Origin of the sequence: Sphaerisporangium rhizosphaerae (assembly GCF_042665155.1) — a bacterium.
In the GTDB taxonomy this organism is placed as follows: domain Bacteria; phylum Actinomycetota; class Actinomycetes; order Streptosporangiales; family Streptosporangiaceae; genus Sphaerisporangium; species Sphaerisporangium rhizosphaerae.
Genome location: NZ_JBHTCG010000049.1, coordinates 1 through 15,482, shown reverse-complemented (window position 1 = coordinate 15,482; position 15,482 = coordinate 1). Strand labels below are relative to the sequence as shown.

Annotated in this window: 19 protein-coding genes and 1 tRNA gene; 14 read left to right on the top strand and 6 right to left on the bottom strand. The window is 71.0% G+C overall.

Annotation, left to right across the window (positions count from 1 at the left end; translation table 11 throughout):
- Positions 1-356 precede the first annotated feature (356 nt).
- The 4 genes from ACFQSB_RS37800 to ACFQSB_RS37785 are packed head-to-tail and all read left to right on the top strand — an operon-like array spanning position 357 to position 4,136.
- Positions 357-875 (top strand): hypothetical protein, encoded by a 519-nt coding sequence (locus ACFQSB_RS37800; protein WP_380831974.1) that lies wholly within the window; start codon positions 357-359, stop codon positions 873-875.
- Positions 875-1,927 (top strand): peptidoglycan-binding protein, encoded by a 1,053-nt coding sequence (locus tag ACFQSB_RS37795; protein WP_380831972.1) that lies wholly within the window; start codon positions 875-877, stop codon positions 1,925-1,927. The genes ACFQSB_RS37800 and ACFQSB_RS37795 overlap by 1 nt, the downstream gene beginning before the upstream one ends.
- On the top strand, positions 1,924-2,922 hold the full coding sequence (locus tag ACFQSB_RS37790; protein WP_380831970.1) for an ABC transporter ATP-binding protein: 999 nt from the start codon (positions 1,924-1,926) through the stop codon (positions 2,920-2,922). The genes ACFQSB_RS37795 and ACFQSB_RS37790 overlap by 4 nt, the downstream gene beginning before the upstream one ends.
- Entirely contained in the window at positions 2,919-4,136 is a 1,218-nt protein-coding gene (locus ACFQSB_RS37785; protein WP_380831968.1) for an ABC transporter permease, read from the top strand. Before ACFQSB_RS37790 ends, ACFQSB_RS37785 begins: the two co-directional genes overlap by 4 nt.
- Before the next feature lie 29 nt (positions 4,137-4,165).
- On the opposite strand, the gene ACFQSB_RS37780 is transcribed toward ACFQSB_RS37785, so the two are convergent.
- Together ACFQSB_RS37780 and ACFQSB_RS37775 are read right to left on the bottom strand one after the other, a co-directional pair.
- Positions 4,166-4,828: a response regulator transcription factor gene (locus ACFQSB_RS37780; protein ID WP_354917728.1), complete on the bottom strand. Its 663-nt coding sequence runs from the start codon at positions 4,826-4,828 to the stop codon at positions 4,166-4,168.
- On the bottom strand, positions 4,825-6,486 hold the full coding sequence (locus ACFQSB_RS37775; RefSeq protein ID WP_380831966.1) for a HAMP domain-containing sensor histidine kinase: 1,662 nt from the start codon (positions 6,484-6,486) through the stop codon (positions 4,825-4,827). Before ACFQSB_RS37775 ends, ACFQSB_RS37780 begins: the two co-directional genes overlap by 4 nt.
- A 122-nt stretch (positions 6,487-6,608) precedes the next feature.
- Here ACFQSB_RS37775 and ACFQSB_RS37770 point away from each other — a divergent pair, with 122 nt between their 5' ends.
- The 7 genes from ACFQSB_RS37770 (at position 6,609) to ACFQSB_RS37740 (ending at position 10,482) form a co-directional block, all read left to right on the top strand.
- Entirely contained in the window at positions 6,609-6,803 is a 195-nt protein-coding gene (locus ACFQSB_RS37770; protein WP_354848487.1) for a DUF1918 domain-containing protein, read from the top strand.
- 10 nt (positions 6,804-6,813) lie between these two features.
- Positions 6,814-7,221 (top strand): secondary thiamine-phosphate synthase enzyme YjbQ, encoded by a 408-nt coding sequence (locus ACFQSB_RS37765; protein ID WP_354848490.1) that lies wholly within the window; start codon positions 6,814-6,816, stop codon positions 7,219-7,221.
- A gap of 135 nt (positions 7,222-7,356) precedes the next feature.
- Positions 7,357-7,785 carry a DUF3052 domain-containing protein gene (locus ACFQSB_RS37760; RefSeq protein ID WP_354848493.1) on the top strand — a complete coding sequence of 143 codons (429 nt, stop codon included), beginning with the start codon at positions 7,357-7,359 and terminating at the stop codon, positions 7,783-7,785.
- 295 nt (positions 7,786-8,080) lie between these two features.
- Positions 8,081-8,539 carry a peroxiredoxin gene (locus tag ACFQSB_RS37755; RefSeq protein ID WP_354848496.1) on the top strand — a complete coding sequence of 153 codons (459 nt, stop codon included), beginning with the start codon at positions 8,081-8,083 and terminating at the stop codon, positions 8,537-8,539.
- A 114-nt stretch (positions 8,540-8,653) separates the two neighbouring features.
- Entirely contained in the window at positions 8,654-8,929 is a 276-nt protein-coding gene (locus ACFQSB_RS37750) for a hypothetical protein (RefSeq protein WP_380831963.1), read from the top strand.
- A 349-nt stretch (positions 8,930-9,278) separates the two neighbouring features.
- Complete coding sequence (locus tag ACFQSB_RS37745; protein ID WP_380831961.1) at positions 9,279-10,370, top strand: ROK family protein; 1,092 nt, start codon at positions 9,279-9,281, stop codon at positions 10,368-10,370.
- A 37-nt stretch (positions 10,371-10,407) separates the two neighbouring features.
- Positions 10,408-10,482, top strand: a tRNA-Val gene (locus ACFQSB_RS37740).
- 79 nt (positions 10,483-10,561) lie between these two features.
- On the opposite strand, the gene ACFQSB_RS37735 is transcribed toward ACFQSB_RS37740, so the two are convergent.
- Positions 10,562-10,843: a tyrosine-type recombinase/integrase gene (locus ACFQSB_RS37735; protein ID WP_380831959.1), complete on the bottom strand. Its 282-nt coding sequence runs from the start codon at positions 10,841-10,843 to the stop codon at positions 10,562-10,564.
- On the opposite strand from ACFQSB_RS37735, the gene ACFQSB_RS37730 reads away from it, so the two are divergent.
- Positions 10,794-11,264, top strand: a complete 471-nt coding sequence (locus ACFQSB_RS37730) for a hypothetical protein (RefSeq protein WP_380832013.1) — start codon at positions 10,794-10,796, stop codon at positions 11,262-11,264. The two genes, ACFQSB_RS37735 and ACFQSB_RS37730, sit on opposite strands and share 50 nt — an antisense overlap.
- 148 nt (positions 11,265-11,412) lie before the next feature.
- Here the strand turns inward: ACFQSB_RS37730 and ACFQSB_RS37725 are convergent, their stop codons facing one another.
- Both ACFQSB_RS37725 and ACFQSB_RS37720 read right to left on the bottom strand, forming a co-directional pair.
- A complete protein-coding gene (locus ACFQSB_RS37725; protein WP_380831957.1) occupies positions 11,413-11,862 on the bottom strand; it encodes a hypothetical protein in 450 nt (149 codons plus the stop codon).
- Positions 11,863-12,294: 432 nt separating this feature from the next.
- On the bottom strand, positions 12,295-13,101 hold the full coding sequence (locus ACFQSB_RS37720) for a TetR/AcrR family transcriptional regulator (protein WP_380831955.1): 807 nt from the start codon (positions 13,099-13,101) through the stop codon (positions 12,295-12,297).
- Between the two features lie 91 nt (positions 13,102-13,192).
- Between ACFQSB_RS37720 and ACFQSB_RS37715 the strand changes: the two genes are divergently transcribed.
- Both ACFQSB_RS37715 and ACFQSB_RS37710 read left to right on the top strand, forming a co-directional pair.
- Complete coding sequence (locus ACFQSB_RS37715; protein ID WP_380831954.1) at positions 13,193-13,516, top strand: putative quinol monooxygenase; 324 nt, start codon at positions 13,193-13,195, stop codon at positions 13,514-13,516.
- Positions 13,517-13,752: 236 nt separating this feature from the next.
- Positions 13,753-14,208 (top strand): hypothetical protein, encoded by a 456-nt coding sequence (locus ACFQSB_RS37710; RefSeq protein ID WP_380831952.1) that lies wholly within the window; start codon positions 13,753-13,755, stop codon positions 14,206-14,208.
- A gap of 300 nt (positions 14,209-14,508) precedes the next feature.
- On the opposite strand, the gene ACFQSB_RS37705 is transcribed toward ACFQSB_RS37710, so the two are convergent.
- A partial coding sequence (locus tag ACFQSB_RS37705) for a CE1 family esterase (protein WP_380831950.1) occupies positions 14,509-15,482 on the bottom strand: 974 nt, incomplete at its 5' end.

Genomic DNA, 15,482 nt, shown 5'->3' with positions numbered 1-15,482 from the left:
CTAGGTCGTCTTCCATCCTGGCTGCTTACTCCGGAAAGTGCATCTCTACCGTCCGGTAACCAAGATGTCCCTGCTGGCAGGGCGACATATATGGCCTAGACCATCGATCGCAGGACGATGTTCGCGGGACGTAACAAATCATAACGATCCGGGGGTCGGTCCAGGTCACCCCTGGGGGACCCCTGTAGGCCCCCGTTCCTCCCTGCCTCCCCCTCCGGAGGGAGTTCCAACCCCGCTCACGCGCGATGTGCGGCACGGCCCCCGCCGCGAGCCTTGGAAGCGCCACCTCGCCGGCCGCCGCGCGCCCGAGCCGGGCCGCGGCGCCGGCCCCGACCTCCGACAAGGCCAGGGATCCCATGATCAGACGAACCACAGCGCTGCTCGCCGTCGCCGCCGCGCTCGCCGGATGCGGCTCGGGGCAGGGAACGCCGGCCGCCACCTCGGCCCCCACGGCGACCCCCGGGCGACTCGCCGTCTACCGGGAGCTCACCCAGTGCATCCGGACCCACGGCATGCCCGGCTTCCCCGACGTGGTGCCCGACCCGCGCACCGGCAAGATCACCCTGCCGCCCGGCACCCGCGAACCGACCGCCGCCGTCATGCGGGCATGCCGGTCCATCGCCGACCGCCTCCCGCCCGAGGGCAGGTCCCGGCCGCCGGTGACGGCCGCCGACGTGGCCAAGCTCCGCCGGTTCGCCGCGTGCATGCGCTCCAACGGGCTGCGCGACTGGCCCGATCCCGACGCCGACGGCGACTTCCCGCTGTCCAGACGCCTGCTGGGCCTGGGCAAGAAGGGCATGAAGCGCCAGCTCGAGGCCTGCAAAGAGCACTTTCCCGCGAACGGGCTCTCGATCAAGAACCCTGAGGGCTCCTGATGGCCGGCGCGCTGCGGGCGTCGCTCGCCGGGGCCGTGGCGCTGGCCCTGGCGGGCGGCGGCTGGGTCCTGCTGCGCGACACGCCGGCGGCCCCCGCCGCCGCGCCCGTCGCCACCGGCACCGTCCCGGTGACCGTGGGCGACGTCACCGCGCGGGAACTGGCGAACGGCACGCTCACCTACGCGGCCACCTACTCGGTCAACGGCGCCGGAGGCGTCCTCACCCGGCTGCCCAAGCTCGGGGCGAGGATCACCCGCGGCCACGCCGTCTACGAGGCCGACGGAGGCAGGGCCGTCCTCATGTACGGCCCCCGCCCCGCCTGGCGGGCATTCGCGCTGGGGATGACCTCAGGGGCGGACGTCGAGCAGCTCGAACGCAACCTGCGGGCGCTCGGCTACACCGGCTTCACCGTGGACCGCACCTATGGCCTGTCGACCTACTACGCCGTCCGCAGGTGGCAGCACGACGCGCACCTGCCGGTCACCGGCGCCGTGCCGCTGGGACAGGTGGTGTTCCTGCCGAGGCCCCTGCGCGTCACCGGCCACGACGCCCAGGTCGGCGACGCGGCCGGCGGCCGCGTCCTGCACGGCACCAGCGCGGTGCCCATCGTGTCGGTCCAGCTCGACCCGAGCATGGCCCCCCGGGTCGGCAAGGGGGACAGGGTCACCGTCATCCTCCCCGACGGCCGCAGACGCGGCGGCCGGGTCGCCACGATCAGCACCGTCGCCGTCACCCCGGACCAGCCTCAACAGGACGGCGACCCCGCGCAGTCGTACGTGCCGATCACCATCACGCTCGCGGGCAGGCCGGTGCGGGCGCTGGACCAGGCCGTCGTGCAGGTCGAGATCACCGTGGAGCGGCACAAGGACGTCCTCACCGTGCCGATCCTCGCCCTGCTCGCCCGGCCCGGCGGCAGGTTCGCGGTCGTGACCGTGCAGGGGAGCCGCCGCACGACCGTCCCGGTCGAGACCGGGCTGTTCGACGAGACCGAGGGGACCGTCGAGGTGACCGGCGTCCCCGAGGGCGCCCAGGTGGAGGTGCCGAAGGAATGACGCCCGCACGCACGCCGCGCCCCCCGGCCGGGGCGGCGCCACCTGAGGGCACGCCGGTCGTGTCCCCGAAGCCTTCCGCGGGCCCGGTCGTCCCGCTGGAGCCGCCCGCGGACCGGGCTCGCCCGGCCGGCGACCCGGGGAACGGGGACGGCGCCTGGACCGGGCCGGTGCTGGAACTGACCGGCGTCCGCAAGGTCTACCCCGGCGAGCCCCCCGTCGAGTCGGTGCGCGGCGTCACGCTGAGCGTGGCCGCGGGAGAGATGGTCGCCCTGCTCGGCCCGTCCGGGTCGGGCAAGTCGACGCTGCTCCACCTCATGGCCGCGCTCGACCGCCCCACCTCCGGGACCGTACGGCTGGCCGGCCACGCCGTGGAGTCCTGCGGGGACCGGCGGCTCGCCGGGCTGCGCGCCCACCACGTCGGCGTGGTCTTCCAGCGGTTCTTCCTGCTGGAGAGCCTGAGCGCGCTGGAGAACGTCGCCACCGGGCTGCTGTACCGCGGCGTGCCCGCCGCCGAGCGCCGCCGCCTGGCCGCCGACGCGCTCACCAGGGTCGGGCTCGGGCACCGCGTCCGGCACCGCTCGGCCAAGCTGTCCGGCGGCGAGCGCCAGAGGGTCGCCATCGCCCGCGCGCTGGTCGGCCGGCCGTCCATCGTCTTCGCCGACGAACCCACCGGCAACCTCGACTCGGCGAACGGCAGGGAGATCGTCTCCCTCCTGCGCGAGCTCAACGAACAGGGAACCACTTTGATGATCGTCACGCACGACGCCGGGATCGCCGCCGCCTGCCCCCGGCGGATCGACCTGCGCGACGGCCGGGTCGTCGGCGAGCACCACGACGACGCCCCACAGTACGGGGCCGGCGGGCCGTACGGGGCCAGTGGACTCGACGGGGACGCCCCGCCTCGCGGGGACGTCGTGCCGGGTCGAGACGCCGTGCCCGGCGGGGACGTCGCACCACGCGGGGACCGCGGGACGCACGGGGACGGCGTCCGATGAGGGGCCCCCGCCCGCCGGCCGGCGCCCCCGCCGGCCGGTTGCGCGCCGTGGACCTGCTCGCGGTCGGGACGCTCGGGCTGCGCGCCCGCAAGACCCGCGCCCTGCTCTCCGCGCTCGGCATCGCCATCGGAATCGCCGCCATCGTCGCGGTCCTCGGCGTCACCCGCTCCAGCCAGGCGGCGCTCCTGGAACAGATCGACCGGCTCGGGACCAACCTGCTGACCGTGGCCAACGGCCGTGACCTGGGCGGCGCCGAGGCCCTGCTGCCGGTCGGCGCCACCCGCATGCTCCGCCGCGTGGACGGCGTCACCGGCGTCGCGCCGACGACGCAGCTCACGGACAAGAACGTCTACCGCAACGACCACGTGCCGGAGGGCATGACGGGCGGCCTGGCCGTGCGGGCCTGCGACACCACACTGCTGGCCACCCTCGACGGACGGGTCCGGCAGGGCCGCTTCCTGGACGCCGCCACCGCGGGCTACCCCGTCGTCGTGCTCGGCCACCAGGCGGCCCAGACCCTCGGGATCAGCCGCGTCGACGCCTCGACGCGCGTCTGGATCGGCGGCCACTGGTACACCGTCTCCGGCATCCTGGACCCCCTCGTCCTGGCCCCGGAGATCGACCGGTCCGCGCTGGTCGGCTTCCCGGTGGCCGCGCGGCTGCTGGGCTACGACGGCCACCCCAGCCGGCTGTACGTCCGCGCGCGGCAGGAACGCGTGGAGGCCGTGGCCGGCCTGCTCGCGCCGACCACCAACCCCGTCCACGCCGAGCAGGTCCAGGTGGTCCGTCCCTCGGACGCGCTCACCACGCGCGTGGCCGTCGCCGCGTCCTCCGCCACGCTGTTCCTCGGGCTCGGCGCCATCGCGCTGCTGGTCGGCGGCATCGGCATCGGCAACATCATGGTCATCTCGGTGCTGGAGCGCCGCGGGGAGATCGGGCTGCGCCGGGCTCTCGGGGCCACCCGCCGGCACGTGGCCGGGCAGTTCCTGACCGAGTCGCTGGTCCTCGCGGCCATCGGCGGCGCCGGGGGAGTGGCGATCGGCTGCCTGTTCACCCTCGTCCTGGCCCGCACCCGGGGCTGGACGGTGCTGGTGCCGCCGGAAGGGCTGTGGGGCGGCTTCGGGGTCGCCGTGGTCGTGGGCGCCCTGGCCGGCCTCTACCCGGCCCTGCGCGCCGCCCGCATGCCCCCCACCGAGGCCCTGCGCACCACCTGACGGGGTCGTCTCACCTCTGGACGGGGGCGCTACTCCTTCGGGGTCTCCGGCTCCAGCGCCTCTTCCAGAGGGACCAGGCCGTGTTGCAACCCGAAGATCGCCGCCTGGGTGCGGTCGGCGACGCCCAGCTTGGCCAGGACGCTGGACACGTGCGTCTTCACCGTCTCCTTGCCCAGTGAGAGCGCCCGAGCGATCTCGCTGTTGGAGCGGCCCCGCGCGAGCGCGGTCAGCACCTCGCGCTCGCGCGGGGTCAGGAAGTCCAGCGGGGTGCGCCGTTCCCCGCCGCGCACCTGGCGCACCAGCAGCGCGGCGACGCCCGGCGCGAGGACGCTGCCCCCGTGCGCGGCCGCCCGCACCGCCTCGACCACCCGGTCCACCGCGGTGGTCTTCGGCAGGTAGGACAGCGCGCCGAGCCGGACGGCCGCCACGACCCGCTCGTCCTCCTGGAAAGAGGTCAGGACGATCACCGCCGGCCGGTCCGGTCCGAGGCGCCGCAGCACGTCCAGGCCGTCCATGCCGGGCATCACCATGTCGAGCAGCACGACCGACGGCCGCACCGCGCGCACGGCGGCCAGGGCCTCGGCCCCGTCGCCGCACTCGCCGACGACCTCGATGCCCTCCTCCTGGTCCAGGACGAACCGCAGTCCCTGTCGCACGACCTCGTGGTCGTCGACGATCAGCACCCGGATCACGGCGCCTCCGCCGCCGGCGGCGCACACGGGACGGGCGGCGCCGGCGGGAACGGCGGCACGCCGAACGCGGGCACGGGCGGCCCGACGGGGCGGACGGGCAGGGACGCGCGGACCACCGTGCCGGCGTCCGGCCCGCTGGTGACCGAGAAACGGCCGCCGAGCTCCTCCACTCTCTCGCGCATGAGCCTGAGCCCCATCCCGTGGCTGAGCGTGGGGCGCGAGGGGTCGAATCCGCGGCCGTCGTCGCTGACGACGATCTCGGTCTCGCCTCCGGCTCGCCGCAGCCGCACCTCGATGGCGGTCGGCGCCCCGTGCCTGATCGCGTTGCCGACGGCCTCCTGCGTGAGGCGCAGCACCGCGTGCTCGGCGGCCGGGGTGAGCGGCACCGTCTCGAGCGACGCGCGCATCGTGATCCCAAGACGCGTCTGGTAGGCGTTGCACAGTTCCCGCAGCGCGGGGACCAGGCCCGCGTCCTCCAGCGCCACCGGGCGCAGCTCGAGCAGCAGGGCCTGCATCTCGCGCATCGTCCGGGCGGCCGTCCGCTCCATCGTCTCGGCCTCGCGCCGCAGCTCCTGTGGGGCGGCCCTGCGCATGCCCGCCGCCAGCAGGCTCAGGGAGAACAGGTCCTGGGAGATGGAGTCGTGCAGTTCGCGGGCGATGCGCGTCCGCTCGGCCTGCCGCGCGTCGGCCCGAGCCGAGCGCCGTTCGGCCTCCACGGCCGCTCCGAGCCGTTCGGTCATCCGGTTGAACCCCGCCTCCAGCTGCCCGACCTCGTCGGCGCCGCGGACGCCCACCCTGTGGCCGAAGTCCCCCCTCGCCACCGCCGTCGTCACCTCGGCCAGCCGGGTGATGCGGCCGATCAGCCGGCGGGTGCTCAGCATGCCGAACACCACGCCCACCGGCACGACCAGCGCCAGGACCAGCGCGCCGGGCACGAGCAGCGGCACGGTCGCCTTGGCCGAGGCGGTCTCCTCGCCGAGGTCGGGCGGCGCCTGCACATAGACGTATCCGACCGTCTGCGGCGCATTGCCCTTCCCGGACGGCTCCCAGGGGCCGGTCTCGTCTTCGACGACCACGGAGTCGCCGTCCGCGAACAGCTTCAGGGTCCCGCCGGCCGACGGGCCGAAAACCGGGCTGATCCACCACGCCGCGGCCCCGGCCGCCGTGTCGCTCTTCCCGCCCAGGCCCTGGCCGCCGGTGGGCAGCCGCACCGGCAGCCGCCCGCGTACCGGGTAGGAGGCCGTCGCCGTGCTGGTGATGATCACGCCCTGGGCGTCGAGCAGGACCTCGACCGGGACGCGGTCCGCCTTCCCCGTCACCCTGCGGAGCGGCACGCTCTGCTCGGCGTCCCGTGCCGAGCCGCCGAACCCGGTGAGGCCGTAGGACGACTTCACCGCCCTGGCCAGCAGGTGGGGCAGGTCGTCGCCGGGCGACACCGTGGCCAGCTTGGCGGCCGTCGCGCTCAGGATCTTCGCGTCCTTGCCGGCCTGGTCCTGCAGGCGTGCCACCAGGTCCGACCCGCTCGCCGAGGAGATCACGAGCCCGAGGAGGACGGCCTCCACGATGAGCACGGCCGCGGTGGTGACCAGGACGTAGGAGGCCGCCGTGCGCGCCCGGAGCCCCAGCCGCCCCGTCCTCCGGAGCCAGAAGCGCCACATCCTCGCAGGGTAACGTTTCGGTCTTTATTTCCCCTCCCTCCGCCGGGGGAGGGTCTCTCCCTCTTTTCGCCGGGAACGAGCCGTATGAGTCTGGAAGCGGCCGTGAGGAAGGAGGGATCTTCGTGTACGCGACCATTGGGGACCGGCTCCTCGTCCACGGGAACGCTGTGGGAGAGAGGGACCGGCCGGGCTTGATCATCGAGGTGCGAGGGCCGGACGGATGCCCGCCGTACGTCGTGCGTTTCGACGACGGACACACCGGGTTGGTGTTTCCCGGGCCGGATGCGGTTGTCGTCCCAGTTCAGCGGGGATCATAAGATCCGTCAGGTGAGATCTCAGACGTTCGAGGTGAGGACCGGGAACAAGGAACGGGTGCACGACATCACCCGGCAGTGCGAGGAGTTCGCGCGCTCGTGCGGGGGGGACGGTCTGCTGAACGTCTTCGTCCCGCACGCGACGGCGGGGGTGGCGGTGCTGGAGCTCGGCTCCGGCAGCGACGACGATCTGCTGAACCTGCTGGACGATCTGCTTCCGGCCGACGACCGATGGCGCCACGCCCACGGCTCGCGCGGTCATGGCAGGTCACACGTGATGCCGGCGCTCATCCCGCCGTACGCGACCGTCCCGGTCCTGGGCGGGCGGCTGGAGCTGGGAACATGGCAGTCGATCGCCATCGTCGACCTCAACGTCGACAACCCGGAACGGCGTGTACGTTTGTCTTTTTTGTCGGACTAGCAGATAACGGTGCGGGTCACCGGTCGTGGCGACCGTTGACGACGATGGGTCACAGCGTGTGGACTGTGCCGAAGCGGCCTCACAGGGGCCGGGTAAACCGCGTAACGCGGGGCCATTCAAGCAGGAGGGATAAACGTGAGCGCGACCGCGGGTCAGGCGCAGGGCGAGCGCGGCCTGGCCGAGCGACTCGGTCTGAAGCCGGGTCAGGTGGTGCAGGAGATCGGCTGGGACGAGGACTCCGATGAGGAGCTTCGCCAGTCGATCGAGGAGCTGACCGGCAACGAACTGGTCGATGAGGACTCCGAAGAGGTCATCGACGTCGTGCTGCTGTGGTGGCGCGACGGGGACGGCGACCTGTTCGACGCTTTGAGTGATGCGATGGCCGGGCTGGCCGACGGCGGCCAGATCTGGCTGCTGACCCCGAAGGTCGGACGAGACGGTCACGTCGAGCCGAGCGACATCGGGGAGGACGCCGCCACGGCGGGTCTTTCGCAGACCAGCAGCGTGAGCGCGGCCCGCGACTGGTCGGGCACGCGACTGGTCACTCCCAAGGGCCGCCGATAGGCCGATAGCCCACCGGCCGTCGCCAGGGTCTCCGGCCGTCTCCAGGACGTCCGGGACGTCGTCGTAGTGGCCGGGTGCCGGGCTCCGATCACCGGGGGGTGTCCGGAGCGGCCGGCCGTTCCCACGCGACCGGTCCCGTCGGGTCCGTCACGACGCCGCCGCAGCTCAGCGACTCCGCTTTCCCCTGCCGTACGGCGCACACCGGCCGTACGGCAGGCCCGATGCGCTCGCCGTGCTCGACGCGCGTTCATCTTCTATGCACCTTCTAGGCGTTTTCGGTGGGGAAAGGACCGGCATGGCGGTCGACGTGGGAGACAAGGCGCCGGACTTCGAGCTGAAGGACCAGCACGGCACCCCGGTACGGCTGGGCGACCTTCGCGGTCACCGGGTGCTGCTCGTGTTCTACCCGCTGGCCTTCAGCGGCATCTGCCACGGCGAGCTGTGCGCGATCCGCGACGAACTCGTGACCTCCGTGCCCGATGATGTACGGGTGCTGACCGTGTCGGTCGACTCCCTGTTCAGCCAGCGGGCGTGGGCCGACAAGGAGGGCTTCACCTTCCCGATGCTGTCGGACTTCTGGCCGCACGGCGAGGTTGCGCAGGCGTACGGTGTCTTCGATGAGCAGGGGGGTCGCGCCCTTCGCGGCACCTTCCTCATCGACGGCGAGGGCGTGGTCCGGTGGAAGGAAGTCAACCCGGTGCCCTCGGCGCGCGACATCTCCGGGTACCGCAAGGTGCTCGACGAATTCTCATGAACCGCGCCGGGCGGCGGCCCGGCGAAGACGGAGGCGGTGGCGACGATGCCCTGCTATCGGTGCGGCGTCCGGCAGACGGACCCGGTCCGGGGCGCGAGCCCTTGGCGCCGCGGCGTGCGGCGTGAACGGCAGGTGCTCATCTGCCCGTCCTGCCAGCGCGAGCACGACCTCGATCTCGACCTCGACCGCTGCGGGTCCTGCGGCTCCACCAAGCTGATCTGCAGGCTAGGCGAGGTCGAGTGCCGCTCCTGCGGCGCCGTACGGCTCGCCGACGGCGAGGACGCCGATCCGGACGACCGCCCGTCCCTGGTACGCGCCGGCGCCCCCGGCCTGTCCGAAGAGGTAGAAGCAGCCCTCAACCGAGTCCTCGGCCGCCGCCCCTCCTCCTGATCCCGCCGGCCCACGCACCACGGCCACACCGGTTACGGCACGGACCGATCAGCCGCAGTACGGACGGATCAGTCACGGTACGAACGGATCGATCACGGTACGGGGAGACCAGTCACGGCATAGGGGGAACCGGTTGCCGTACGGGCGGACCGGTGACGGTACGGGCGGACCAACCGCCGCACCTCCTCCCGCGGTTTTGACTCATGCACCCATTTGGGCAAAACTGCGCGTGAATGCGCATTTCTCTGGGCCGTCCGGCGGCCCGTCCGGCCGCGGAAGTGGGGAAGAACCCGGTGCTCGAGTCCAGCCACCAGCCCGTCCACCGGAGCGTCGGCGTGGGAGCGGCGGAATGAGTCCCAAGGCCTACGTCGTCGCCCTCGATGTCGGCGGCACCTCCATGAAAGGCGGGCTCGTCACCTCCGGCGGCGAGGTCCTGCTCACCGACCGCCGCCCCACCCCCCGCGACGAAGGCCCCCTGCGCGTCATCGAGGCCATCCGCGCCTTCATCGACCACCTCGCCGAATCGGGCCGAACCCTCCTCACCTCCACTGATCCCTCCCACCCGCACCCCACCGGAACGCCGTCCATCTATGACGCGCCGTCTCCCTATGGCGCGCCGTCCGTCCATGGTGCGCCGTCCGGGATCGGGCTCGCCGTGCCCGGGCTGGTCAATACCGACACCGCCCTCTACTCGGCCAACATCGGCTGGAGAGACGTGCCGGCCACCGACTTCACCTCACTCGACGTGCCCATCCGGCTCGGACACGACGTCCGCACCGCAGGCCTGGCGGAGCGAATCCTGGGCGCCGGACGATCGGAGCCGGACTTCCTGTTCCTCCCGATCGGCACTGGTATCGCCGGCGCGTCCATCGTGCACGGCGAGCCGTACGGCGGGTCGGGAGGGTGGGGCGGCGAGATCGGTCACATCCCCGTGTTCCCCGACGGCGAGCGCTGCGCCTGCGGCCAGATCGGCTGCCTGGAGACCTACGCCTCCGCCGCCTCGGTGGCCCGTCGCTACTCCGAACGCCTCAGCCGCGTGGCCTCCGTGCGTCCTTCGACGCCGCCGCCCACCGGAGCCGGTCCGGCCGCCGAGGACGTCGTGGCGCTCGCCATGCGCGGCGACCCCCACGCCTCCGCCGTCTGGGACGAGGCCCTGGAGGCGCTTTCCATCGCCCTGGCCTCCTACACCCTGCTCCTGGACCCCTCCTCGATCGTCATCGGCGGGGGACTGGCCGAGGCGGGCGCGGCGCTCTTCGACCCGCTGGGCGAGCGCCTGCAGTCCAGGCTGGCCTTCCGCCCCGCCCCTCCGCTGCGCCACGCGGCACTGGGCGTCAACACCGGGATGCTCGGCGCGGCCCTCCTCGGCTGGCAGGCGGCCGGCGTCCCCGACGCGGGATCCACCTGGGCGCTCAATGTGCTCAGGTCCCCTTCCGTACCGTAAGGTGTAGCCCACCCGCCCTTCACGACCAAGGGCACCCGGGCGCTTAGCTCAGCGGTAGAGCACTCGCCTTACAAGCGAGGGGTCACTGGTTCGAACCCAGTAGCGCCCACCAGCCAAACAGCCCCGTCTCCCACCTCGGAAAACGGGGCTCGTGCCATTACCGTGCCATTAGCACTCATCGGTGATCTTGCTCAGTGACCACTCGCCTTGGCCGGTATCACGTGCGCGATCTTGCCGTCCATCGCATCGGCGATCTTCCGGTCCGCCTCCGCCGTGCTGTGCTGACAGATCATCGCGGCGCGCACACTGTCGTGCCCCATGCGCTCCATGAGGTCCCGAAGACTCGCCCCCGAGCCGGCCGCGAGCGTGCTGCCGGTATGCCGGAGATCGTGGAAATGCAGCCCCGGGAAGCCGATCTTCCGCGTGACGCTCGCGGATCTCGGCGACCAGTTACCCGGGTGTCTCGCCGCCATGGTCCGACGCCCCGGATCTCGCGAGAAGATCGAGTGGAGCCTGACGTACACCTGGCGGACCGTCGGCCCCGACAAGCGCCGATGGCTTCGAGAGGCCTTCGCTCAAGTCGGCTATGACCATCGCCATCTGTTCCCGGATCACGGGGACAACGACAAGTACGACCAGGCGACCAAACTTGGCAAGCGGATCCGAACCGCCCGAACCGCTGCTGAAGCAGAGCTGGTGGCGCAGGGGCACGACAAACAGGCATGGACCGAAGACGACTGGCACACGCTGGAAGAGATCGCACGACCGGACGGCCTGCGGCCCTGCGTGATCTTCACGTTTTCGCCCCGATCCAGGCTCGCCCGCCGGCAGAGGAAGTCCCCTCTGACGGTGGCCGTGGATGTTGAAACCAATAAAGCGATCATGCTGCCATAACGGACGGACGAAACTGTCGTGTGACAGCTCACCGGATTGGGTCCCTGTAGTGTCATGTGACGATCTCTTCTCTCTCACCTTCTCCGACAACTCGTGGCGGCGGCCTGTGAGGCTGACAGGATGGTGGGGCCTTCGTCGTCAACTGCTATCAGCGGCGCTTCCAAAGCGCACGCCACATAAGGTATCCGGGCCCGAACAGAAAGGTCAGGCTGATCCCGAGGAAGAGCAGCGGGCCAATGGGATCGAAATAACCCGGTCGGTGCACCACGACTCCGTGCCCTGTATCGAGAGCCGGCACGCGGGATCCTTCGGTCAGCTCAGGCGCATAGTAACCGTTGATCCATACCCTCGCCCGAGCTGTCTGGCCATCGTCGGATTTATAGGAGCCCCACCAGCGGCAGGGGCCGCGCCCCCTGCACTTCAATTCCTCGGCGACGAAGGACCCCATCGTGCCCTGGCGCAGGGCGGCGCGTGCCTCCCATTTGATGCCGTCAGAGGCGACCAAACCGAAAATTACCGCGAACATCGTTGCTAGTGGCACAAGCAACCCAATGGCGATCACCAGGCATCCAGCGCCGCAGCCGTTTCGCTCCTCCATGCCGCCGACTCCCGCCCGTGCGGAAAGGAAATGCCTAACCAGGGCAACGTAGGGTGAGGCGTCCAGGTTCCGCCGATTCTGACGGCGATGGTCCAACCTTCGCCGTGAATCATGTGGGAAGCTGCGCGGGACCGCATTGGGTGATGCCTTCGTAGTTGCAGTTCTAGTTGCGGTCCTGTCCCGTACGACGCCGTTCCGGGTCGACCGGCGCAGGCCGCTGGTCCATGTGGGACTGATCGGGACGGGCAAGATCCGAGCTGCACAAGCCTTGCCGGCTGGTCTTGGCGACGGTCTGAGCGGCAGGGGCGTCGAAGGTCTGGAACAACTCCGAGTGGCGAGCTCCGGCCAGTGCCCTGCGGGAAACGTTTATACCTACGTATATGAACTGGTCAACGGCAGACCGGTATCCCCGCTGACTGTGGGTCGACAACGTCAGCCGGCGGGTATTCGCCGATGCGCGTCAGAGAGCAGGTTGTGCATGGCGCCGCGGAAGACCTCCGCCTGCAACGGGCCGATGAAGGCGGTGTGCCCGAACACTTCCAGGACCACGAGGCCGTGCAGGTGGCCCCAGACGCTGATGAAGAGGGCGGCGGCCTGCGGCGGAAGTCCGCCGACCGCTTCGGGCGGCAGCTGCTCGAAGCGGGCACGGAGTGCGAGGCTCAGTGGTGGAACCTCGGTGCGGGCCAGTTGCTCATCGGTGAACGCACCGAACAACTCTCGGAGGAAGACGGCCGCGATCCTGCGGGCACCGGCGGTCGTGCGGCCGTCGGAAGGCGCCTGGTAGTCGAGCAGCGGTGTCCCGTAGATGAGCTGAAACCGTGCGGGGTTGTCGAGACCCCATCCCCGGAACGCTTCCGCGGCGGTGATGAACGTCGGCAGGTCGCCGTCCGGCGGTGCGGTGTCGAGCGCCGCTTGGACGGCGTCGGCGAGGTGGTGGTACGCCTCGGTGATCAGCGCTGTGGTCAGCTCATCGCGGCTGGGAAAGTAGTGGTAGAGCGCCTGCACGGTCATCCCGAGGCTGCGGGCGACCGATCGCAGGGACAGGCCGGAAGGGCCGTGTAGCGCGATCTGCTCCTGCGCCGCGTCGAGGATCTCACGGGTGGCGGCGGCCCGTCGGCGCAGGCGCAGAGGTACCGGGCCGGCGTCAGGCGCCCTGGGCTCGTCCGTCATGCCGACACCGTACTGTCTGCCTGACACTGTTAAGCAAATCTGGCACTGCCAAATGCGGGCGAACGTCATTAGCGTCGTTCCCGGCCGCTCCCCACCGATCACCGGCTGTGCAACGGCCGGTGATCGAGACCGAGGCCACCCGCTGTCCAAGGAGGAATCCGTGCACTTCACGGTCGTCAAGTTCACCGTCCGCCCCGAGCGGGACGCTGCATGGCTCTCGCTCGTCGAGGACATCACCCAGGCCACCCGGGCCGAGCCGGGCAATGTCTTGATCGAGTGGTTCAAGAGCGTGGACGACCCGCACCAGTACGTGGTGGTCGAGGGGTACGCCGGCCTCGAGGCGGCCGAAGCACACACGAACTCTGAGCACCTCAAAACGGCGTTCGCCGAACTGCCGGACATGCTCACCAGCACCCCTGAGGTCATCAGCGCCCAGACCGAGGAGGGCGGCTGGAGCCCGATGCCGGGTGCCGTCCCGCGCTAGCGGTAAGGAGGCGAAGCTTCTGGGACGGGAGCGTCCGCCCGCTGTCAGCCGCCCCGTTCCCCATTCCTGACGTTCGCGTCGGGGACCAGAAAGGGCGCCACTCAGGTGGGCCCCATCCCCAGCGGCAGCCGTCCGGTGCCGCCGTACAGCGCCTCCCGTCCGGGCCGTGGACGCCATGCGGTCATGACCGGCCGGCGCTCACCCCGGAGCGATATCCCTCACCACAAGGAGTCCTCATGGCCACTGGAGCCGACGCGTCTCCTCCCGCCGGCCGTCCGTCCCCTTGGGCGGATCGGATCGGGCGCACGCTGATGGCCGTCGACGCGGCCGCGACACTCGTCGCGTTCGCGGGCGGGATCCTCATCATGACCAGCGTTTCCGACGACCGCGTCATCACCGAAGCCTGGCGGACGCTCGCCTACATCGTCTTCGCGGGACTGTGGATCGTGCTCGCCGTCGCACCGCGCCGACAATGGGGACTGTGGGAGCTTCTGCTCTTCCACAAGGGCGCGATCACCGTCTACTGCTTCGTCATGTGGGACAAGCCCGACGCGGCGCAGACCGCGATCATCGACCTCTTCGTCCTGGTGACGACCGCCGTGGCGTACGTGCTCTGCCGCGGCTGGACCAGTTGGCGGACCGGTGCCTCCGAGCCGGCCCGCGGCCGGGGGCCCGCGACCTCGGCCGGGTGACGCGAGTCGATCGGGCTGCGGTGAACGCGCTGGTCTCATGGTCGACGTGCAAGGCTCACCATGTCCTCAGGTACGGATCCCGAGATCGGCCTGCCGGGTCGGTCGCGTCGCGGGCGCGAGTATCGCCGAGACCTACATTCCGCTGGAGATGGAGACGGGTTGCCTTGCAGGTTCCGGACGAGTCGCAGGTGGAGTCGACGGCGGACACGTACCAGAGAAGCCGGTGCACCGGTGCGGGTGAGCGGATGAGCGTCAGGGGTGGAGCCCGGCCGGGTTCCACCCCTGACGGTTGGTCCTGGGTCAGGCGATGGTGCACGCCGCGCCGTTGAGGGTGAATGACGTGGGTTTACCGGTGTTGCCGGTGTGGGTGGCCTGGAAGCCGATGCTGACCGAGGCGTTGGGCGCGATGGCGCCGTTGTAGGAGACGTTCTTCGCGGTCACCTGGCCGCTGGTGGGGGAGTAGGTGGCGTTCCAGCCGGAGGTGATGGTCTGGCCGCCGGGGAGGGTGAAGACCAGCGACCAGCCGTTGATCGCGGCGGTGCCGGTGTTGGTGATGGAGATGTCCGAGGTCAGACCGGAGTTCCACGCGTTGAGGGTGTCGGTGACCCGGCAGGCTCCGGTGCCCGGCGTGGGAGTCGGAGTCGGGGTGGGGTTGGGGGTCGGCGTCACGGTCGGCGTCACGGTCGGCGTCGGAGTGGGGGTCGGGGTGGGGTTGGGGTCGGTGCCCGCGAACTGGGTGAAGAACTTCCACACCTCGGCCGGAACCCAGGTCCTGGAGCCGCTGTCGCCGGTGGCGCCGTCCTGCGGGGCGGCGATGTGGCCTTCGTCGAAGGCGGCCCAGACGACCGGGTAGCCGGATCGGCATCCGGAGTAGGTGGTGATCCGGTGGGTCAGGCTGCCCTGCGTCGGCTCGGGCGGGTTCTGCGCGGTGCAGCCGTTGTTCTTGACGAACCTGTCACGCAGCGATCGTCCGCCGGAGATGTTCAGCACCGAGTCCCTGATGCCGTGAATGCCCATGTACGCGATCGGCTTGCTGCCGTCGCTGCATCCGCTGAGCACCCCGCCGGACTGGACGGCGACCGCACGGAAGACCGTCGCGCGGCTGCACGCCAGCGAGTAGGACATGGCGCCGCCGTAGCTGAAGCCGGTGGCGAAGAGCTGTGTGGTGTCGACGCAGAGGTCTGTCTCGATCTGCCGGACGATGTCGTCGATGAAGGTGACGTCCTCGCCGCCGGAGTTGGCCCAGCCGTTGTTGAAGCCCTGGGGCGCGACGA